Below are 21,333 nucleotides of genomic sequence, written 5' to 3' on the forward strand. Positions count from 1 at the left end.
AAAAAGGACGCTGAACAACCATGAAAGCAGGAACACATGTGATCGGAGCAGTTACGGGCGGCCTGGCCGTTCAGTGGCTGACGCCGGTGCCGTTTGCTTTTTTTGAATGGGAGACAAGCATTTATGTCTCAAGCCTGGTATTTGGGGGCCTGGCGCCGGACATCTGCCAGCCCAATTCATGGATGGGGAGGCGGGTGCCGGGCATTTCCCACCTGATTTCGAAGCTGGTGGGGCACCGCACCTTTACTCACAGCCTCCTGCTTGTGCTGCTCGTCTTCCTGTCGCTTGCCCAGTGGCAGGAAGGATGGGGCCTCGCGCTGCAGTGGGGTATCAGCCTCGGTATTGCGAGCCATATTGTGCTTGATATGATGACCACCAAGGGCGTCCATGTGCTGTTTCCGCTGCACTATGCCTTTCGGTTCCCATTTACAACAAAAACCGGATCCACCTTTGGCGAAGGGCTGATCAACGCCTTGCTCATCGCCGGATTATTTTACGTGAGCTTTCAGCTGTTTTCGATCGATCTCACGCTGTAAGCCAATCCAATAAAAGCAATATCCAACGAGGAAGCATCAGTAATGAATCATACTGGTGCTTTTTATTCGTTTTGTCTCAAAACACGAAGTTATCTTTAGTATTGAAACAATAAATCACTAACTTCCGATAATATATATTATGTTAACTAGAAATAATTAAAGCACTCCAGGGTCCTAATTTGGCTTTATAACTTCGCCTTCCCTTTTAATCATCAACTTTGTATGCGGGCTGCGTTTTTAATTTCGCTTCTACGTGTCCTCCAGGCAGATTTTATAAATTCAGTGCTTGTATTTTCAACCTAGGCTATTGGATAAGGTTCATGCTGTGCTGAATTTTTTTGTGTGCTTTTAACTCTGCAGGAATGGCTGCCCGTGACCAAGGCGCGATTATTCCTTACAGCTGAACTCGTAAATCGCAGTAGCTGTTTTTGAATCAGCCAACTCATTAACAGCCGTATTTTGTCAGTTGGTCAAATAAACCTTTGTGAGTGTCCGGCAGCTTTTTATTCAATTTTTTTCGCCTGTTTTATAAGCCAATTCCGCTTTAAGAGTTTGCTGCATTATTTGCTATTTTATAATTATCATTTAATTCTCCGCTATATTTGCACGACTTATACTTTCTTCATCTGTCTCAGAATCAAATGAGACAGCCTCCGTTTCAATCCGCCGCCGCTAATGAAAGCTGGAGATGCTTTCTGCATCAAAACCAACAAAAAAAGACCCCCGAAGGAGTCTTTCATGACATTTTTGCTCTGTTTAACCGCAGGCAACGCCTGTTTTAATAGCCCTGTGGCACCGCTCCCGCTTCAGGGGCGCGTATTATGCCTGTCTGTGAGGTTAACGCCCTGAGAGCGCACAGCTTATAAAATCCCTACCACGGCTGGTCGGTGATTTCCTGGACTGTCCCCATGTCTTCGCTGCGGTTGACGGTAAAGGTAATCTCGTCGCCTTCCTTCATCAGCACAGCATCGGCGTCACTGGACGTATTGTAGACGTACAGGGTATCATCGCCCTCCAGCTTAAACTGGACAAGACTGGCGTCCTCGGCACCGGATGTGATGACGACCCGGTCAACGGTTCCCTGGGCTTCTTCCCGGTCCGCTTCACTCGCTTCCACGCCTTCATCGGTGGAAGCGAGCGCGGAACGGTAATTTTCCAGGGCGCCCTGGGCGGTTTCGCCAAACGCGTACACATCGGCATCGTTGGCTTTAATGTAAGCGTACTGCCGGAACAGACCCGACGGATCAAGCGTATTAACGACCCAGGTCGCGTTGCCGTTAATGTTGTACATGATCGGCATGCTGCCGGTCCATTCTTTTTCAGGAAACTGGCGGTTCACAATACCTCGCGCGCCCTGCGTGTCCATCGCGCCTGTATATTCCTCGCCGTTGTAAAGACGAAGCTCACCGGTACGGGCATCAATAAAGGAGACACCGAGGGTGGAGTCCGAATCTTCATTTGGACTGGTGAAATCCGTGAAATAGCTCATATTTCCGTCTGCATCAAAGACAGGCGTGACCTTATTTTCCGTGCCGTTTTCATTTGGAATAAGGACATCCTCTTTCCCAAACATGTAATTGAGCAGTCCCTGGCCGTATTTTCCGTACTTGTCATTCATGTCGCTCGCCATAGCAGGACTGTACGTGCTTTCAATAAACGACGGAGCGTTATCCGCTTTGTATTTGGACGCCTCCCCTGTTTCCGGGTCCACAACCACCACCTGCGCGTTCGTGTGATCCGTGTGCCACGTCAAGGCGCGGTTTTGATAGACGGTCTGAACATACCACGGCTTCCCTTCCTCATCCACCTCCAGGTAGGTGCTCCCGCTCTGGTACCAGGACGGGAAGGCGCTATAAATTACCCGGTTCAGCTTCTCGTTAAAAAAACTGCTGTTCGTGTATTGCATGGATGACTCCACAAAGGTCGGATTGTCGTTCGGATCGACCGCAGAAATCTGGAAGTATCCCGGGGTTCCATCACCGCGGAACCAGCGGAACAGGTTCGTGTAATCCACGTTGGCAACATACATCGGCTCCCCGTCAATCACCTGGGCCTGAATGTCGCCAAAGTCATAAAACTGTGCATTATCCACCTCCGACATCGCTTTTTGCATTTTATTACGGGCCGATTCAGGTGCCACCTGTACAGGCGTCTCCTCCTCGGAAAACGATGGTGGATTGTCCGCCACCTCACTGTTGTTGTCAATCGCTTCATGGGTCTCCTCATAGCTAAACAGGCTTCGTACGAGAAGCACAAGCAGAAATAGAAGAATCACCGCGCCGCCAAGAGCGGATATGTTGATGCTTTTATCAGGGACCCCTTCTCCTGAAGTCCTCGCCAGGGTGTAAAAGATCGCACTGAACACTAAAAGGGCCACGAGGTTGGGCCCGGCCAGTGACAGCATTGTCCATGCCGGAAGGACAAAGTAGCTGGCAATGACGGCTAAAACAAATGTCAGCCCAAGCGCGGGCAAAACGGATTTAACCAGTAAACGAGGTCGGATAATAGAAATAACCAGAGCGGCAATAAAAGAAAAAATCATTACAAGTAAAGCAGTCAGTAAAATCGTCAAAAAAACACTCCAAGCATCATAAAATTAGATTCGGTTGGCATCGAAAAGGTGTTAACTGCCTGTTCAGCGAGCGGTCGTTACTTCACAGCTGACACGCCGGGGTTCTTTACAGGCTCCTCCCGTTCAGTCTCTGTATGTACATCCTGTAGCCACTCCTGATGGATCCGCCATTCCGGAGCAGTACCGGGCTCTCGCCTTCTGACCATTACCACCTCCTTCGTCATGTTCTCTCTCCACCATAGCATACGCGTATAGTATGCTTCCCGTCATTTATAACCGCAAAAGCGGGCGCTCCCCCACCGGTAATATGATCATTTTTAAAATGAATTTACGAAATACACACTGAAATCCCGGTAATCGACAGTATCAGGAGCCATTCTTTCCGATTGCCGCTATACATAAGCTAGGATATTCGCACACTGCTGGAAAAGGGATACCAATGACGAAGGCACCAAAAACAAAGCTAAGCATTATTATATCAGTCCTTCTAATGTAAAAAAATGGTTATCTATGTGAAATAAAAAAGCCCTGATGCCAGGGCTTAAAATTCGACTTGATCCTGATTGGTCACGACAAGCAGCGTCTTGCCTTTTTGGAGTTCTTCTTCGAGGCGTTCGGATTTTTCCGAATCAAACCCCAGCTTCTGCAGCTTCGTTAAAATGGTCTTCGTTTTTCCGCGGAATACGTTTTTCAGGCTTGTGCCGAAGCCGACCACTTTCATTCCTACTTTTTTGGCGTCTGTTTCCTTCCTTGCCCGGCGGTCATGATCATTATCGTACGCCAGGATATACATATCCTCGTCGCGGATGCCATCGTTACGAAGTTTATCAATCGTTTCACTCAGTGTTTCATCGTTATGGAAAATCTTGAACTTGGGTTCCATTCGCTTCACCTCATAAAATTAGTATAGGTTCATTCAGGCATTGGATGCTTTTTTTAATTTCTTTAACGTTTTTGCCGGCTTTTGCGTCGAGGCTTTCGTGCCTTCAAATTTTTCTTCTTCGTATTCCTCTTCCTGCTCCCAGGCGTCTTCATTCCCGCTGCCGGCAGACGTTTCCGCGGCGCTCTCTTCCGTTTCAGGCAGAGACTGCTCCCCGCTGTTTTCACCTTCTGCAGCGGTTCTGTCAGGAGCATACGCGGACCCCTGGATTTTTTCACCGGTATGGATGACCGCTTCCCCGACGTGATAGCGCAGAGTGTAGATTTTCTTTTTGATTTTTTTCGGCACCTTGGCCATTGCAAACACAGCCGCGGATACCTTGGCGACCCGCTTGACGGTTTTTACCGTGCCTTTGGCTTTTTTCTCCATGCCCTGGCCGGATTTAATGGCCTGACTCAGCGGCTCCGGGCTCAGCTTCCGGGCTTTTTTTGCGGTCTGGTTGACGTTTTTTTCTGCTTTTTTGCCGATGTCTTTACGCAGCAATGGCAGCGCCCCGCCGATTAAACTGCCGGCAGCCATGAACGCGTAGGTAAGGTTGTCATTGCCCCTGGAGCTTTTCTTCTTGCTGCTCACTGTTCCACCACCATTCAAAGGTATGATTGCATGTACCATACCCGTATCTGTTTGGTCTTAAGCCAGACTTGGAGCATAAACATACTTTAGGTCTAGAGGAAAGGAGGATCTGCTCCCGCTAACGACAAGCCCGTTGGTTAACACGTTTTGGGCACAAAAAAGCGGCCCCCGCAAGAACCGCTTTTTCTATTCTTCTGCACTGCCCGTCAACGTATAGCTGAAGCCGTTAATCTGTCTGCTCCTCCGACGGCTCCAGGATCAGGGTATTGTTTTCCTGACGGATGCGTTTTTCCTTCAGCAGCGATCCAACCGCCCGCTTGAATGCCGCCTTGCTGAGGCCGAATTCCTTCCGGATGGTCTCCGGACTGCTCCGGTCCCCGAACGGAAGCGTGCCGCCTTCCTGCTCAATCCGCTCCAACAGCAGCCGGGCGTCTTCGCCAATTGCTACTTCCTTCGGCGGATACATCGAGGCGTTTAGCGACCCGTCCTCCTGGCGGTGGGTAACACGCACCTTCAGCTTTTCGCCTACATGCGGCCGGTGGGTCCAGTCCGATTCATGAACAAAGATTTTGTAGCGGTCGGCGGTTAATAAAAAGGCACCGAAAGGCGGCGAACTGTAAACCGTGGCGTTGACCCAACTGTGATGCAGGTCCGCTGGTGCCGGCGCCATTACCTGCTGTACGTCGTCTTCACTGGCCGGAAAGGCTCGCAGGCCGCCGGCCGTGTACTCCAGGTGCACAAACAGAAACTCCCCGGGAGCGGGCCAGTACGCTTCATCCTGCAGGTAGTCATGCCGTTCGACCGGTGCCTTCCACCGTTCGTCGACCGCTACTTCGATACCACGGTCCGCATCGCTTGTCACGACATCGAGCCAGGCAAAGCCTTCCTCCTCTACGTCGGGCAGATGCACGTCCAGCCGTTTGTTTCCTTCTTCGTCAAACCAGCTGATCGCCTCCACCTGGTCCCCGGTGGAAAGCTCCCCGTTAGTATCTTCTTTGTACAGCCGGGCGATTTGGGCTCCTGAAGCAAGCACATAGTATTCGCCTTTATCATTTAATACGTTCCATCGCTGCATGCGTGAGAATAGTTGTTTCAATGGATTAGTCCTTTCGTTGTTCAAAATGTTTGGACAGAGCGACAATCATGGCGCCCATCCGTTCGTTGTCCGGCACCACATAGTCACCGATGCCTCTTTCTCTTAATGCTTCCGCCGTCACTTTACCGACCGCCGTCGGCATCACCTGATGACGGAGTGCTTCCTGCAGCTCTTCAGTACGGCCATCCTTCCCGGCATACTGAAAGAGAGCGTGCACCTGGATGGCAGTGGTAAAACAGATCGCGTCGCTGCCGGCATTCAAAATGGTTTCGAGGCATTCGGCTGCGACTGCCTCTTCGGGAGGCGTGTGCTGATACGGCAGAATGTCGTACACTTTGGCCCCGTGCTCCTCGAGGTACCGGCGGAGTCTCGGATTTTCAATACCGTGCAGCTGCACCATGACCCGCTTCTGCCGGAAATCGTGGCCCTCCAGGGCGCGGATCATGCCTTCGGTCGTGCCGTCATCATCGCGGGCTGCGATCTCACACTCCAGGCTCTTTAAGACATTAGCGGTCTTGTAGCCGCGGGCCGCTACCTTTGTCTGCTGAATTTTTTGCACAAATGCTTCCCGGATGCCTTCCTCCTCCGCAATATCCAGCATCGCGTTCAGCCCCATGCCCGTCATGAATATGCTCCAGTCCACCGGCTGCTCGAGATAGGCACGCATCGGCGCCCGCAGCTGTTCTTCATTTAAAAACGATGTTCCCTGGAGCGGATAGTTAAGCGGCTCTCCCCCCTGCCGCCGAATCAGCTCTTCCATTTCCTCTGTCTTCCGGGATGCGGCAAGAATCACCTGCCGTCCGCTTAATCCTTTGGCCACCGAAATGCCTCCTTTGGTATCTATCCGTTTTCTGCATTTACTATATCATGCTTTTTCTGTCTCTGACAGCAGTGCCGGTCTTCTTTTCTGCGGAAAACTCCTCCTTTCCCTGTTCATTTTGAACCGCCGCGTGTTAGTATGAAACAGACTGTTATTTATAAAGGAGATATGAACATGATCGATGTACAAAACGTTGGACTCCGATTCGGGGATCAAATTTTATTTGAAGACGTTAATATAAAGTTCACCCCCGGCAACTGCTACGGCTTGATCGGAGCGAACGGGGCCGGCAAATCCACGTTCTTAAAAATTCTTTCCGGGGAGATTGACTCCCAGAGCGGAAACGTAATCATGGATAAAGATTCACGGCTTGCCGTGCTGAAACAGGACCACTTCGCATACGAGGAATATACGGTCATCGACGTGGTCATTATGGGCCACAGCCGCCTGTATGAAGTGATGAACGAAAAGAACGAAATTTATATGAAACCGGACTTTTCCGACGAAGACGGCATGAAAGCGGCAGAGCTTGAAGCGGAATTCGCGGAAATGAACGGGTACGAAGCGGAAACAGAAGCCGCCCAGCTGCTGCAGGGTCTCGGCATTACCGAGGATCTGCACCAGAAGCCGATGTCATCGTTGAGCGGTTCTCAGAAGGTTAAAGTGCTGCTCGCCCAGGCACTGTTCGGCGATCCGGACGTGCTGCTCCTGGACGAACCGACCAACAACCTGGACGTGCAGGCGGTACACTGGCTCGAGGAATTCCTGATTAACTTTGAAAATACGGTCATTGTCGTTTCCCACGACCGTCACTTCCTGAACCAGGTGTGCACGCACATTGCAGATCTCGACTTTAACAAAATTGAACTGTACGTCGGCAACTATGACTTCTGGTACGAATCCAGCCAGCTCGCCCAGAAGATGGCCCGCGAACAGAACAAGAAAAAAGAAGAACAAATCAAGGAACTAAAAGAATTTATTGCCCGCTTCAGCGCGAACGCCTCCAAGTCCAAACAGGCTACCTCCCGGAAAAAGACACTGGATAAAATTTCACTTGATGACATCAAGCCGTCCTCGAGAAAGTATCCGTTTGTGCAATTTAAGCCGAACCGGGAGCTTGGCAAGGACCTGCTGACAGTGGAAAACCTGTCGAAAACCATTGACGGCGTCAAGGTGCTTGATAACGTCAATTTCACCCTCAACAGCGGTGACAAAGTCGCGTTTGTCGGCGAAGAGGAAACGAAAAAAACTGTTCTGCTGCAGATTTTAGCCGGGGAAATGGAGCCGGACAGCGGCGACTATAAATGGGGATTGACCACCAGCCGCTCCTACTTCCCGAAAGACAATTCTGCGTACTTTGAAGGCCTGAACATCAACCTGGTGGACTGGCTGCGCCAGTATTCCCCGGACGATCAGAGCGAAACGTTTATCCGCGGCTTCCTCGGACGGATGCTCTTTTCCGGCGAAGAAGTATTTAAAAAAGCGGATGTGCTTTCCGGTGGCGAAAAAGTCCGCTGCATGCTTTCCAAAATGATGCTGAGCGGTGCGAACGTTCTTATTATGGATGAGCCAACCAACCACCTGGACCTCGAAGCCATTCAGGCGTTAAACAACGGCCTGAAGTCATTTAACGGTTCGGTTCTCTTCACGTCCCATGACCATGAATTTGTTCAAACGATCGCTAACCGGATTATTGAATTTACTCCGGAAGGTATGATCGACAAAGAAATGAGCTACGACGAGTATATCGAAGAGCAGTATGCTCGCGCGTAACATTTTCATGTAATCTATCAGGCACCAGGGTGTTCGCGCCCTGGTGTTTTTTAGTGCTTATTTGTAATTTTCTATTTCTCTTCTAATTATGATAATTTTATTTTATAATAAATACGGTAAATGAAATTTTTAATTATTTAAAATAGTTACCGCGAATCTACGCCACCCGCGGTAAATTGCTGCTTTTAATTATCTTCAGTTTGAGCGATCACCTCACGAACACGCTCCACTGGTACCGCAAGCCCGTAGCGTTCCCCCTGCTGTGAACTGCTTGCAAACACAACACCAGTTACCTCTCCCTCTTCTGTCAGCACCGGACTGCCACTGCTTCCATTGAACACAGGAGCGTCAAGCACCAGCTGCTCCTCCTCCCTCTCGACGATGTCTCCGCGATTGGCCACATCTGAAAAACCGAGTGGGTTTCCAATCACGATAACCCCGGATCCGGCAGATAGACTCGCGTCTGCCAGTGTAACGCTGCCACCGTCCCAATGTCCCTTTAGTGTCACAACAGCAAGATCGGCCTGGTTATCTACTGCTTCCACTGCTGCTTCTGCAAGGTCGCCATCCCCAGTTTCGACTGCTACACTGTCCGCCCCTTCAACTACATGGTAATTTGTAACGAAAACGTTGGCGTCTTCTACAAAAAAGCCTGTTCCAAAGGACGTTTCCCCGTTCTTCACTGCCTGAACTTTTGTGACCGCCTCCTGCCACTGCTGCACCTCCTCCTGCTTGGACAGCTGATACGAAGCTGTTAAAAAAGACCAGGCGTCCAGACGGAAGGTATCAATTAAATAATAGGCGGATTGAAAAACCAGCATCCCCGCCATCAGCACTGCAATTACCCGGAACAAACCACGGCGTTTATTTTTCGGCTTCCGCGGCGGCTCCGGCTCAAAGTCTCCTGGATCCGGCTCACCTTCGAGGCGTTCTTCCCATTCTTCGTCTCTACTCATACACCTCTCCTTTTCCGCCTCTTCTCATTCTCTACTTCTGTATTATAATGAGAAAAAGAGACTTCCGCAAAAAAAGGAGGGTTATCCTATGCATTTTTTTCAATCTTTCCTTAAAAAAAGCATTGAAGATAAAATTTATGACATCGCCGCCCAGCTGGCTTATTACTTTCTTCTCGCCATGCTCCCTCTATTAATGCTGCTGATCAGTATTATCGGCTTTTTTTCCATCAATACGGACGACACCCTTTCACTTATCAGTGCCTATGTTCCCGGGGGAGCCTTTACGATTATTCAGAACAACCTGAATGCAATTTTGAATTCGCAGTCATTTGGTCTGCTGTCGCTCAGTACAGTCGCTACACTCTGGCTGAGCCTGATGGGCACATTCGCCATTATCCGTGCGATCAACGCCGCCTACCGCCTGAAGATCCCTTCTTTTTTATCCATGCTGGGAAAGGGTATCGTTATCGTGTTGTCTTTGCTGCTCGCCATCATCCTATCCCTGTTGCTTCCTATCTACGGCGAACCGCTCGGTGTCTTGCTTTTTCGCTTTCTCGGCCTCGATGATTATTTCCTGCAGCTGTGGGGCTGGATTCGCTGGGTGATCAGCTTTTTGGTAATAGGCTCGATCCTTGCCATGATTTACAAAGTAGTGCCCAACCGAAAAACCACCTGGAGAGAATCCCTTCCCGGAGCTACTCTTGCCCTATTCACCTGGCAGGCAGCTTCTTTTGGATTTTCGTTTTATGTCAGCGCCAGTGATTATTCCATGATATATGGCAATTTGGGAAATTTAATCGTGCTGATGCTCTGGTTTTATCTTACAGGGTTCGCCATTCTTCTGGGCGGAGAATGGAATGCATGTCTCCATGAAAGAGACAAGAAAACTATTTGAATATATCTTTAATTTCATCCCTGTCTTTTCCTGGAGGACAACAAATACTCACGCCAGGACCCTGAAGGAATAAGTGGATAGTGTTCTGCCTGCAAAAGGGAGTACGTGTATATCCACCCTTCTTTTTTTCTTTCAGCATCTTTGACCCACACCCTTTCGTATTCATTCGTCTGCCCCGGTTGTTCGTACTGTTCAAGCCAGTCGAGTACACTCATAGCCGCATCATCTACATGTACCCATTCCCCTACAACGTTCATTCCATTTTCATCGATAACAATCGCAGGGTACGGACCATTGTTGTATAAAAAACCCTTCACTATTCCGCTTTCTGTTTTATATACATGGTTTTCAATGTAGTGATAATTGTTTAATTTTTGCAACAGTGTTCCATATACAAATACTGTTTGCATTATAAACCTCCTTAAATTGACAAACCTCATAACTGAAGCTATAATAATCCTTAGTAAATTAATCAGAATAGTTAACTTTAAATTAAAGGAGAGAATGGCCATGCCTCAGGTTCCCCGAGTGCTCCCAGGCGCTGAATCGCTATATTTTCCTGGTGGAGAAACGGCTGTGCTGGTCTGTCACGGTTTTTTAGGCACTCCACAAAGTGTACAGCATGTGTGCCGCCTGCTGGCTCAAAACGGCTTTACAGTTTATGCTCCCAGACTACAAGGCCATGGCACCTCCTATCAAGATCTTGCACGCTTTACACACCAGGATTGGATTAAGGACATTCACACCGCGTACCAGTCGCTCCGCGCCAAACACAGCCGTGTCTTTATTGCTGGGCAGTCCATGGGAGGGACCCTTGCTCTTCATGCCGCTGCTTTCTTTCAGGATGCTGCTGGTATTGCTTTAATAAACCCGGCCATAGACGTCCCGCAAATGAAGCGCGCGGTCACGCAGACGTCTGCTGCTTTCATTAAAGAAGAGCTTCCTGATATTCGGACTCCTCAGGAAGAAGAAATTACGTATTCTCACGTTCCGACCGCTTCAGTACATTCTCTGCTTGAGTTAACCGCCTCCGTGAGCCCGCAGATATCTTCTATTTCATGTCCGGCGTTTGTCGCAGCATCACGAATCGATCATGTTGTACCACCGGCCAATGCTGTCGCTATACACGAGAACCTTTCTTCTTCTTTTAAATCATTTGTATGGCTCGAACACTCCTATCACGTAGCGACGCTTGATGCTGACCGGGATTTCCTTGCCAAACGTTTATCCTCCTGGATGTCTTCGGTCGTTTCTGCTGATTCTTTCTCTTCTCATAATTACATTATGTAAACCAAAAGGAGCTGCAATCGCTGCAGCTCCTTTTTATGCTTCTTCAAAGTAGTCTTTATAAAAACCGCCGATGCGGCCGGTATTGTCGATAATAAAAATAAATTCATCCGTTTCGTTTTTTACCGGATACTGCTTCCCCGGGGTCAGCACACTGTCGACCTTGTATTTGGCTGCGTCAGCATGCCGGCATGTAACATATCTCAAGGTTTCACTGTTTTTCCACTGCTCATGAATCATGGTAGGCCTCCTAATCATTTGAGTATTTTTTTATTGTAGCATATCACCTGCTGCGACGCTGTCATAGATACAAAAAAGCGCCCCTTCGAAAAGGAGCGCTCGCGTTTATGATGAGTTTACAGTATAAACATACCGGCAATCGCTGCGCTCAGAAGCGATACTAAAGCTCCGGCCGCTACTGCTTTCAGTCCCATTTGGGCGATATCGTTGCGGCGCGTCGGCGCCAGCGAAGCGAAGCCGCCTAAAATGATAGCAAGGGATGAAAGGTTCGCAAATCCACAAAGCGCAAAGGTAATGATCGCCTGGGACTTTTCACTGAAGGTATCAATTTCCGGTGCAAAGTTCGCATAGGCGACAAATTCATTCAGCACCAGCTTCTGACCGATAAATCCTCCGGCCTGAAGAGCTTCACTCCATGGTACGCCAATCATGAAGGCAACCGGGGCGAACACATAACCAAGAAGCAGTTCAAGCGTAATGCCATCAGCGCCAAACCAGCCTGTCACCCACCCAAGGAGCAAATTAATCATTGCAATCAAAGCAACAAACGCAATCAGCATCGCCCCGACGTTCAAGGCGAGCTGAAGCCCGGTAGACGCTCCGCGGGCCGCCGCGTCAATCACGTTGTGGGACTCAGTGTCTTTTTCTATTTCGATTTCATCCGTGGTCAGGCTGAGGTCCGGCTCCGGAAAAATCACTTTGGCGATAATCAGACCGCCCGGCGCGGCCATGAAGCTTGCTGCAAGCAGAAAATCCAAAGGAATGCCGAGTCCGGCATAACCAAACAGCACCGAGCCGGCCACCGACCCGAGCCCGCCGGTCATAACAGCGAACAGCTCGGATTTTGTCATGTTCGACAGAAATGGACGAACCACAAGCGGAGCTTCCGTCTGTCCAACGAATACGTTCGCTGCCGCGGACATGGATTCGGCTTTACTCGTTTTAAGCAGCGCAGAAAGTATGCCGCCGATAAACTTGATGATTATCTGCATAACTCCGATGTAGTACAAAACACCAATCAGCGAGGAAAAAAAGATAATAACCGGAAGTACAGTAAATGCAAATGCCCCGGTATCAGTAATTTCTTCTCCAAATAGGAATATGTACCCTTCGCTGGCAGTGTCGATTACAGATTGCACTCGAACAACCAGCCATTCGAATGCCGCACTCCCCCACGTGGAGCCCAGCACCAAAAATGCAAATACGAGCTGGAACAGGAGCCCTACGAGTACGGGACGAAAACGAATTGATTTTTTGCGGGAAGATAGTAAAAAAGCTAAAAACAGGACAAAAACAATCCCCATCAATCCCCATAATATGTTCATATACCCACCACCATGTATGTAAGATTGATCTAATCCATAAAGAATAGATCAAAGTTAATGTATCAAAAGGCGGGCATGAAGTAAATAACTATCTACTCTTATGCTTAAAAATTATGTAATTTCTCAATTCTCAGTCAGCTTAACCCCTTATTAATAAGAAAGCGGTTACGAAATTCGCAGGCAATAAAAGCAGAAAACCCTGGAAGTTCACCAGGGTTTTCTGCACAATATATTACTCCACGCTTAAGCGCAGGTCCGGCAAGTGATTTAAAATAAACTGAGCTTTATTTGTGTCTACCTTCATCTTAAACTGGCGGTAATATTTCAATGCTGTCTCAAAATGTGCAGGCATATGATGATATTCATCCATAACGCGGTCAAAGGCGTCGTAGGCAAGCATTAATGAACTGACCATCTCTGTAAGAGGTAAAATATATTTATCAGTGCCGTGGTGCGGAGATGTGCACAGTGTCATCTGCTCTACCTGGTCGTCAAAAAAAGCAGCAGCATCCTCTACGTACGGGCGGTACACAGATTGAACACTTTTTGCTTTTTCTTCAAAATACGAGCGCCATTCGCGGCAGAAGCTGATCATATACGGAAGATCATCCCGCGTAATAACGATATCAAAGCCTGCCTGGCGGACACGGTCCATACTCATTGGTTCCATCTTTTCCTGGTGTAAAGGCAGATAAAAGAATTTGCGACGATACGCTTTCATGCTGCACCCCGTCTTTCTACTATTTTCGAGCATATTTTAAAATATTATAACATTTTGTTCCAGTGTTTCCTACTGTTTTCCCTTACTTTTTTAGATTTACCCTGCCCTGCTTACCATTCAAAGGAAAATGGCATGTCCGTATCTACTCTCCCCCTGATTTTTGTGATCCGAAGCGGCTTTTCGTTCAGCCAGTCCGCAAACGGAAGCGGCACCGGATACCGGTTTCCGCCGATGCCTACGTATATCTTTTTTTCCGCAGGGAGGTATTGCGCTGTATGAATAGTACCCGACCAGTGTTCGTAATCATTCGAATAAATGGAGTCGGTGTCATGATTAAAGCGGGCGAAGGCGCTGTAGGCCGTTTCCCGGTCCCAGTCGATGGAACGGATGCGGGATTCCCGTTCCCGGGAGTTGCCCATCAGATGGCGGTTTTCCTCCCGCATGAAGGGCATATTAAAATGGTTGGTGCAGGCTACTTCCCCAGCAGGACGCACGGCAGTGCCACGGGGTGACGCTTCCACCACAGCACTTTCTCCAGAGGCGTCCATCATGGAGTAATTGAACGAGTGCCGATGCGGAAGCTCCTGCAGGAGCCGGACCGCCTCTGTGGTGCTCCGGCACGTTTCAAGCACAATCCGGAGCAGGTTGGAGCAGACAATGCCAGGCTTTGGCTTTATGCGGTGAACAAAATGGTAGCCGATAGAAAGGCCGTATTCATTCATCGCATCCGAACGACCGATAATCCGCTGGGCAAACCCGGCCGTTCCAGGTCCATTAACTGGCTTAGTGAATAAAAACCGCCCTTCATACGTACTCGGCAGGTAGTCATAGTTTCGAATGTACATGCCGTTGGCCATCAGTCCGCTGCAGCCCGAACGCACCTTTGATGCCTGATAGCCGCTGAACTCCTGGAGCACATCCTGAAACGGCCACTCAAGTCCTTCAGCCAGCCCTTTCAGCTCTTCCCACAAACCAGGGACATACAGCTGATACAGTTTTTTTACATCTTCGACCGGAACATCAAACTTCGCAAGCGAACGCTTTAAACGCTCATTGTAATGGTAACGCACGAGCGGGGTATGTTTTAAGTAGCGGCCCTGCTGATAGCCGATGTCTGCATAGGTCCCTTTGTATGCTTTTACGTCTACGTGAATATTTTTCATCGATCCTTTGGACTCCTTTGCCCTGCTTTTCTGTTCGATTTTAAGTATAGAAAAAACAAGCCTTTTTATCGAACCATATGCATATTAGCATAAAAAAACGCCCAGAAACCGGGCGTTTGAAAAATTTTAAATTTTACAGGCAGGACCAGCGTCTTACATCACTGATGAGTTCAAGTGTTTCGCTGTCGCGAAAAGCAGTCTGTTCGAGCGTCTCTTTGAACAGATAGATGACAATGGTATGACGGTCCCGGTTATCAATCATTTCCACTCCGGTTTTTCCTTCATTGCCATTTACAATATCGAGATCCAGGCGTTCGCTTACATCTTCAATGGAAGTTCTGCCTTTCGGAATATCAAGCACCACTTTCAGGAAGTTTTCCCTGTCATCATTGATCATGCCCCAGCGCTTTCCGAACCAGGCCCGGCATCCGGTCATGCTTACCAGCGTATATCCGTACGGAGGAGTCGGGACAAGTTTCGTGCTGGCCCATCCTCTTAATTCCATCGCATTTGACAATTCTTTCGCTTTTTCCTGAACGAATGTCAGTTGATTTTCCTGTACTTCCATTTTATAGCCTCCTTAACAATCTCGTTTTACCGCTTGGTTTGCCTACCACTCCCTACGATATACATTTGTCCATGTGTGTAAATAAATATATCATAATTGAAAGCAGTTGTCGATAAAATGAAAGAAAATTCAAACAATGTTCTCTGCTGAATTTAAGGTTAATGCTTTTTCATTATACCTTATTTTCACACTTTTAAAACATCTCGTAAAAATTGCACTTTTACTGTTAGAATACGATAGAGAGTGTTAATATAAGGAGATGAGTTTTTGAGCTGGTCAAAAGTGAAAGTTCGAGGCGTTTCTTTAGATGAAGAAACAAGATGCGCCCATTATCATACATCTGTCGATATTGTTGCCATGAAGTTTTATTGCTGTGGACGCTGGTACAGCTGCCACGCATGTCATGAAGAAAGCGAGAGCCACCCTATAGAACCCTGGCCTGCTTCTTTATTTTCCGAAGAAGCAGTTTTGTGTGGAAAGTGCTGGCACACTATGAGCGTGTCTGATTATCTTCATGCTGATCATCGATGCCCGAATTGTCATGCGGCATTCAACCCAGGATGCCAGCGCCATGCTTCCATCTATTTTTCGACATCCCGGGGCTGAGAAATTTTTGAAAACCATTAGGTCTTCCTGACCTTTCTTTTCAACATAGATGCCTTTATTATAGATAAGTCGTTAATAGGTGAAGCACTGGCGGTGTCAAATGACGTTCAAAAACTACTCAGATCATCCAGAAAGGAGTTTGACCCGACCCGTGAATGCACAAAAATTAACGTACATACTTGCCGCGGTAGTCGTTGCAGGACTGCTTATTTACGTAGGAGTAACAAATTTTGGAGGAAGCGATCAAAGCGGCTCCAGTTCGGAAGAAGAAAGTGCTCAAAATGACTCGAATTCCAGTTCAGGTGCTTCGAGCGACATAGCCTCCGGTTCCGGCTACGAAGGTTACGGAGTCAGTACGGATAATGAACTTGCTACAGATGCAGGAATGGAAATTCTTGAACAGGGAGGAAACGCAGCGGATGCTGCAGTTGCCACCTCCTTCGCCCTTACGGTAACTGAACCATACGGTTCCGGCATCGGCGGCGGCGGTGCTGCCCTCGTAATGAACGGGCCGAACGCCGATCCTGCAGTGTACGACTACCGGGAGGAGGCCTCCACGACTAATCGCGCGCTGAACGTGGCAGTCCCTGGCTTTGTTAAAGGCATGGCTGCCCTGCACGAAGAACAGGGAAGCGGGCAGTTCACCCTCGCGGAACTGATGGAGCCTGCTATTGAATATGCAGAAGAGGGTTATGAAGTTAACGACTACCTGGCGAGCCGTATGTACTACGCTCAGCCCAGATTGAACCAGCAAAATTCTCCTGCTTTTTTCGATGAAAGCGGCAATCCTCTCAGTGAAGGCGATATGCTGGTACAGGATGAATACGCCCAGACACTCCGCACCATTCAGGAGAACGGACCGGAGAGTTTATACAGTGCGGACGGGGCTATCGCCCAGCAGCTGACGACGGATTATTCACACATCACCCCGGAAAGTCTCGAGCAGTATGATGTACAGACTCCGGATGTAGCTCAGGGAACTTTTGAAGGACAGAGTGTGTACAGTGCTCCTTCCCCTCTTTCCGGCGTGACCCTGATTCAAATGCTTGGAATGGGTGAGCGGCTGAATATTGGTGAAGCACTGCAGGGAAATGAAGCAGATTACATTCATATGATGAGTGCCATTACGCGGGAAGCTTATTATCACCGTCTTGAAAATTTGGGAGATCCGGCGTTTAATGAAATCAGCACTGAGGAATATGTGAGTGAGGGTACCATCGATGACTTGGCAGAAAACGTCCGTGAGGAACGTCTGGACACGGAAGAGCTTGAAAACGCAACAGGGTATAATTCTTCCGATGGCCAGAATACAATTACCCACTCGAGTACCACTCACGTAAACGTGATGGACGCCGATGGTAATACAGTGGCTCTCACAAACACGCTGGGTAATTTCTTTGGCAGCGGACAGACATCCGCAGGCATGTTCTTAAATAACCAGCTGAATAATTATAATGAGACCGAGTCATCGCCAAACAAAATTGAAATTGGTAAGCGCCCAAGAAGCTTTATTGCTCCTACTATTATTAAGGACCCAGAGGAAGATACAATAATGGGCATTGGGTCGCCGGGCGGATCGCGCATCCCAACTGCAATGGCTGAAGTTATTTTCCGCATGGAATATTTAGATCAGAGCTATGAAGAAGCTTTCGCCGCTAACCGTTCCTTTGTGGATGTCGTCGAAGGACAGGCAACGCTTGCTATCGAAAACGGAGATCAGGAAGAGAACGCTGAGCTCATTGAAGAAATCAACACCAAATACGGGGACCGCTACTTTATCGCCCCGGACAAAGGCCCTTCCTATTTCGGAAACGTCACGGCTTTAATCAAAGACTATGATGATGAAGAAATGCAGGGTATCATTGATCAGCGCCGGGGAGGCTCTGCTCAGACTGAATAAAGGAGAAGTGAATGTGAACATTTTAAAAAAAATCGGCCCCTACCTCTTTTTGTTTGCTTTAGTGCTGTTTATGTATTTCTTTAAGGTGGATGCTGAGTTGTCCACCACAGAAGAAGTTGAAATCAACAGCGCGTTGAATACCCCGCCGGAAGTAGAAGAAGAAAATACAAATACCCAGTAACTATTTTCTTGAATCAGCGTCTTAGTATAGGCATTGTTTTGCGGGAGTGTCTCTTACACACAAGAGACACTCTACGCTTGCAATGAGGCGATTACTCCTGGCAGAAGCGGGTATGGAATACTGTTGGTCTTATTTGACATTCAAAGGGAGATAATAATTAGAGAGTAATGAGGAGGGAAAGCGTCGATGATATTATTGTACGGTTCATGTATAGCAATTGCGTTAGTGGGCATTTTTGAGCTGCGCCGGCACCAGAAAAGGGTCGATCAGATCCCACTCCGCGTTAATGTGAACGGCGTTCGCGGCAAATCAACAGTGACCCGCTTGATTACGGGAATGCTGAGCGAAGCTGATTACAAGGTAGTCGGCAAGACCACCGGGACACAGGCACGAAGAATTTACTGGGACCGGACAGAAAAACCAATCGAACGTTCACTAGAGGGACCGAATATTCGGGAACAAAAAGAAATTTTAAAGCACGCTTCGAGTCTTGAAGCCAATGCATTCGTCAGCGAATGTATGGCAATCAATCCGGACTATCAGCGCGTGCTGCAGGAAAAATTTCTCCAGGCAAACGTCAGCGTCATTTTAAACGTATTTGAAGACCATATGGAAACACTTGGGCCAACCTTAAAATACGTAGCCGAAGCCTTCAGCACCACTATTCCATATAACGGCAAACTCATTTTGTCAAACGGCCCCTACTTTCACTACTTCAGTGAAATAGCTGAAAAAAGAAATACAGAAGTATATCTTGCCAATCCGGAAGAAATCCCGGACGGCTTTATCGACAAGTTTGATTATATGCTTTTCCCGGAAAATATTGCTGCTGCTCTTGCTGTAGCACGCGCAGTCGATATTGATAAGCGTACGGCTCTTTCCGGTATGCTGAATGCCAATCCAGACCCTGGTGCTCTGCGGATCGTCACTCTTGAAGACGGCAGCCGGGAACGCTCCCACTTCGTAAACGGCTTCGCCGCAAACGATGCCAGGTCCACACTCGAGATCTGGTCACGCGTACGGTCTTCAAGCTATATGACCGACAATCCGATGATCATTATCAACTGCCGTGAAGACCGGGTAGACCGGACCGAAGAATTCACAAAGTATGTTCTGCCTTATTTACCGGCAGAAAAACTAATTCTTATCGGCGGAAACGTACGGCCGATTACCCAGGCCTTTGACCAGGGCGACCTGCCGTTTAATTCCGTTATTAATCTGGAGGGTGAAGATGCAGATGCCATCCTGGCCCGGGTGAAACGGGAAGCCTCTCATTCACTTATTTTCGGAATTGGAAACATTCACGGAGCTGCTGAAGAATTTATGGAAAAGCTTTATGATTCACCGGAAACACTCATTAGTAAAGTCGGCGAGGAGGCCATGTAACATTGTTTGGTACAGATCTTTATATCGCATTAGTCGTAGGAGTTATTATCAGTTTGATATACGCAGAAAAGACAGGAATTATGCCGGCCGGGCTGATTGCGCCCGGCTATTTGGCAATTGTTTTTGATCAGCCTGTTTTTCTACTCGTGATTTTTCTCATTAGTTTCTTGACCTATTTGATTGTCGCTCACGGTTTGTCCCGTATTATGATTCTTTACGGACGCCGGAAATTTGCAGCCATGTTGTCCACAGGGATTGTGTTAAAGTTAATCTTTGACTACTTTTACCCTATTCTGCCTTTTGAAATATACGAGTTTCGCGGTCTCGGGGTTATCGTTCCGGGATTGATTGCAAACGCAATGCAGCGCCAGGGCGTCGTTCCCACTGTGGCAAGTACGCTTGTGCTTACCGCTGCAACATTTGTTATCATCACGCTATACTATTTAATTTAGGGGTTATTACATATGGCCAAGCGATTATTAAACTTCAAAGAAAAGTATTTAGCCTACACCAAACGCCAGCGAAGAAAGGCCGGCAAGCATGCCGTGCTCGGGGTCATTATCTGCCTCGTGGCAATGACTCTGATTCGGGTGGTGGAGCCTTCTGCTGCTGAAAGTGAGTATGAACAGGAGCAGGACACTATCTTCACTTCTGCCATGGTCGGTGACATGATGACCGGGCGTCACGTAGAAGAAATTGCTGAACAGGAAGGGTATGACTCTCTTTTTCAATATGCAAAACCAACGCTCCAGGCAGCTGATTATACGACCGGAAATTTTGAAAATCCAATTGTAGATAACCCAGATCAAACCGAACCAGCAGATAAAATTATTAATCTGTCTTCTAAATCTGATGCTATTAACGGACTTGAAGACGCAGGCTTTGATTCTGTCAATCTGGCAAACAACCATATGATGGACTATCAATATGCCGGTTTGAACGAAACTCTTCAGGCATTTCAAAATTCAAGTATTAATGTGGTAGGAGCCGGTGCTAATGAGGCCGAAGCTCATGACTACCTATTGAACACCTATAATGGCATGGATGTGGCTACACTTGGCGTTAACGATATTACGTACGCGAATATGGAACAGGCCGGTCCAAACTCTCCTGGTATTTTAACGAGCCAGGATCCGAGTGCTTATATTGACGCCGTTCAGCGCGCAGACGCGAATGCGGATCTGGTTATCGTAAACGTCCACTTCGGCCAGGAATACGACAGCACGCCTACTACACGCCAGCGTCAGATGACAGAAGCGATCGCGGATGCTGGTGCTGATGTGATTGTCGGTACTCACCCGCACGTGCTGCAATCGGTGGAAGTATACAATGACACATTTATCATGCACTCTATTGGTAACTTCGTGTTTGATCAGGGCTGGACTAGAACGAGAGACAGCGTCATAGCAAATTATTCTCTTGGCGAAGATGGCACTGCCCATCTGGAAATGCAGCCTTTCCGGGTATTTGAAGCTACGCCCCGCCCGGTCGAAAGTGCGTTTCACCGTGAGCGGATCTTCCGTCAGCTCACAAAGGATACACAAAATAAGGATGCTATTGTAGAGAATGGCGAACATCTTGTTTTTGAGGCAGATCACTCGAGTGTCCTTCAAAGCATGGAGCAAAATAGCAATCAAAACAGCAACCAGAACAGCACTCAAAACCAATAAAAATATCACTTATGCACCTGCCGGTTTTAACCGGTGGGTGTTTTTTATTTTAGGTATTGTAACTAATGGTAGGGTCTGAAGTTTAAAATATTTTTATTACAGTAAATGAAATTTTTATTTTTCCT

The 21,333-nt window shown here is 48.0% G+C and carries 23 protein-coding genes; 10 read left to right on the forward strand and 13 right to left on the reverse strand.

Features of this window, described 5'->3' with window-relative positions; translation table 11 throughout:
• The first annotated feature begins 20 nt into the window (after positions 1–20).
• Entirely contained in the window at positions 21–536 is a 516-nt protein-coding gene (locus Q0757_RS07255) for a metal-dependent hydrolase (RefSeq protein WP_298785771.1), read from the forward strand.
• A gap of 871 nt (positions 537–1,407) precedes the next feature.
• Here the strand turns inward: Q0757_RS07255 and Q0757_RS07260 are convergent.
• The 6 genes from Q0757_RS07260 to Q0757_RS07285 form a co-directional block, all read right to left on the reverse strand.
• Entirely contained in the window at positions 1,408–3,108 is a 1,701-nt protein-coding gene (locus Q0757_RS07260) for a DNA-binding protein (RefSeq protein WP_298785773.1), read from the reverse strand.
• Between the two features lie 77 nt (positions 3,109–3,185).
• Positions 3,186–3,332, reverse strand: a complete 147-nt coding sequence (locus tag Q0757_RS07265; protein WP_298785775.1) for a hypothetical protein — start codon at positions 3,330–3,332, stop codon at positions 3,186–3,188.
• 317 nt (positions 3,333–3,649) lie between these two features.
• The gene (locus tag Q0757_RS07270; protein ID WP_298785777.1) at positions 3,650–3,991 is read right to left on the reverse strand and encodes a general stress protein; all 342 of its coding nucleotides are present in this window, start codon (positions 3,989–3,991) and stop codon (positions 3,650–3,652) included.
• A 33-nt stretch (positions 3,992–4,024) separates the two neighbouring features.
• The gene (locus Q0757_RS07275) at positions 4,025–4,621 is read right to left on the reverse strand and encodes a hypothetical protein (protein WP_298785779.1); all 597 of its coding nucleotides are present in this window, start codon (positions 4,619–4,621) and stop codon (positions 4,025–4,027) included.
• A 226-nt stretch (positions 4,622–4,847) separates the two neighbouring features.
• Positions 4,848–5,696 carry a hypothetical protein gene (locus Q0757_RS07280; RefSeq protein ID WP_298785780.1) on the reverse strand — a complete coding sequence of 283 codons (849 nt, stop codon included), beginning with the start codon at positions 5,694–5,696 and terminating at the stop codon, positions 4,848–4,850.
• A gap of 25 nt (positions 5,697–5,721) precedes the next feature.
• Positions 5,722–6,537, reverse strand: a complete 816-nt coding sequence (locus tag Q0757_RS07285) for a uroporphyrinogen-III synthase (RefSeq protein ID WP_298785782.1) — start codon at positions 6,535–6,537, stop codon at positions 5,722–5,724.
• A 174-nt stretch (positions 6,538–6,711) separates the two neighbouring features.
• On the opposite strand from Q0757_RS07285, the gene Q0757_RS07290 reads away from it, so the two are divergent.
• Positions 6,712–8,310 (forward strand): ABC-F family ATP-binding cassette domain-containing protein, encoded by a 1,599-nt coding sequence (locus Q0757_RS07290; RefSeq protein ID WP_298785783.1) that lies wholly within the window; start codon positions 6,712–6,714, stop codon positions 8,308–8,310.
• 185 nt (positions 8,311–8,495) lie between these two features.
• On the opposite strand, the gene Q0757_RS07295 is transcribed toward Q0757_RS07290, so the two are convergent.
• Positions 8,496–9,266: a S1C family serine protease gene (locus tag Q0757_RS07295; protein ID WP_298785785.1), complete on the reverse strand. Its 771-nt coding sequence runs from the start codon at positions 9,264–9,266 to the stop codon at positions 8,496–8,498.
• An 88-nt stretch (positions 9,267–9,354) separates the two neighbouring features.
• Here Q0757_RS07295 and Q0757_RS07300 point away from each other — a divergent pair, with 88 nt between their 5' ends.
• Positions 9,355–10,161, forward strand: a complete 807-nt coding sequence (locus Q0757_RS07300; RefSeq protein WP_298785787.1) for a YihY/virulence factor BrkB family protein — start codon at positions 9,355–9,357, stop codon at positions 10,159–10,161.
• Between the two features lie 14 nt (positions 10,162–10,175).
• On the opposite strand, the gene Q0757_RS07305 is transcribed toward Q0757_RS07300, so the two are convergent.
• Positions 10,176–10,571, reverse strand: coding sequence for a gamma-glutamylcyclotransferase (locus Q0757_RS07305; RefSeq protein WP_298785789.1), 396 nt, complete (start codon positions 10,569–10,571; stop codon positions 10,176–10,178).
• 100 nt (positions 10,572–10,671) lie between these two features.
• Between Q0757_RS07305 and Q0757_RS07310 the strand changes: the two genes are divergently transcribed.
• Positions 10,672–11,451 (forward strand): carboxylesterase, encoded by a 780-nt coding sequence (locus Q0757_RS07310; RefSeq protein ID WP_298785791.1) that lies wholly within the window; start codon positions 10,672–10,674, stop codon positions 11,449–11,451.
• 33 nt (positions 11,452–11,484) lie between these two features.
• Here the strand turns inward: Q0757_RS07310 and Q0757_RS07315 are convergent, their stop codons facing one another.
• From Q0757_RS07315 to Q0757_RS07335, 5 genes are all read right to left on the reverse strand, one after another.
• Entirely contained in the window at positions 11,485–11,688 is a 204-nt protein-coding gene (locus Q0757_RS07315) for a DUF6501 family protein (protein WP_298785792.1), read from the reverse strand.
• Between the two features lie 116 nt (positions 11,689–11,804).
• Positions 11,805–13,013 (reverse strand): NupC/NupG family nucleoside CNT transporter, encoded by a 1,209-nt coding sequence (locus Q0757_RS07320; RefSeq protein ID WP_298785794.1) that lies wholly within the window; start codon positions 13,011–13,013, stop codon positions 11,805–11,807.
• A 232-nt stretch (positions 13,014–13,245) separates the two neighbouring features.
• Positions 13,246–13,734, reverse strand: coding sequence for a hypothetical protein (locus Q0757_RS07325; protein WP_022792179.1), 489 nt, complete (start codon positions 13,732–13,734; stop codon positions 13,246–13,248).
• 110 nt (positions 13,735–13,844) lie between these two features.
• On the reverse strand, positions 13,845–14,897 hold the full coding sequence (locus Q0757_RS07330) for a C45 family peptidase (protein ID WP_298785801.1): 1,053 nt from the start codon (positions 14,895–14,897) through the stop codon (positions 13,845–13,847).
• Between the two features lie 133 nt (positions 14,898–15,030).
• Complete coding sequence (locus Q0757_RS07335; protein ID WP_298785803.1) at positions 15,031–15,465, reverse strand: hypothetical protein; 435 nt, start codon at positions 15,463–15,465, stop codon at positions 15,031–15,033.
• A 267-nt stretch (positions 15,466–15,732) separates the two neighbouring features.
• Here Q0757_RS07335 and Q0757_RS07340 point away from each other — a divergent pair, with 267 nt between their 5' ends.
• From Q0757_RS07340 to Q0757_RS07365, 6 genes are all read left to right on the forward strand, one after another.
• A complete protein-coding gene (locus Q0757_RS07340) occupies positions 15,733–16,071 on the forward strand; it encodes a CHY zinc finger protein (RefSeq protein WP_298785806.1) in 339 nt (112 codons plus the stop codon).
• A gap of 151 nt (positions 16,072–16,222) precedes the next feature.
• The gene (locus Q0757_RS07345) at positions 16,223–17,971 is read left to right on the forward strand and encodes a gamma-glutamyltransferase (RefSeq protein WP_298785808.1); all 1,749 of its coding nucleotides are present in this window, start codon (positions 16,223–16,225) and stop codon (positions 17,969–17,971) included.
• Between the two features lie 13 nt (positions 17,972–17,984).
• Complete coding sequence (locus Q0757_RS07350) at positions 17,985–18,152, forward strand: hypothetical protein (protein WP_298785809.1); 168 nt, start codon at positions 17,985–17,987, stop codon at positions 18,150–18,152.
• 186 nt (positions 18,153–18,338) lie between these two features.
• The gene (gene pgsB / locus Q0757_RS07355; RefSeq protein WP_298785811.1) at positions 18,339–19,538 is read left to right on the forward strand and encodes a poly-gamma-glutamate synthase PgsB; all 1,200 of its coding nucleotides are present in this window, start codon (positions 18,339–18,341) and stop codon (positions 19,536–19,538) included.
• Between the two features lie 2 nt (positions 19,539–19,540).
• Positions 19,541–19,990: a poly-gamma-glutamate biosynthesis protein PgsC gene (pgsC, locus tag Q0757_RS07360; RefSeq protein ID WP_298785812.1), complete on the forward strand. Its 450-nt coding sequence runs from the start codon at positions 19,541–19,543 to the stop codon at positions 19,988–19,990.
• A gap of 12 nt (positions 19,991–20,002) precedes the next feature.
• The gene (locus tag Q0757_RS07365) at positions 20,003–21,208 is read left to right on the forward strand and encodes a CapA family protein (protein ID WP_298785813.1); all 1,206 of its coding nucleotides are present in this window, start codon (positions 20,003–20,005) and stop codon (positions 21,206–21,208) included.
• The last annotated feature ends 125 nt before the right edge of the window (positions 21,209–21,333 follow it).

It is taken from the genome of uncultured Marinococcus sp. (genome assembly GCF_947493875.1).
GTDB lineage: Bacteria > Bacillota > Bacilli > Bacillales > Marinococcaceae > Marinococcus.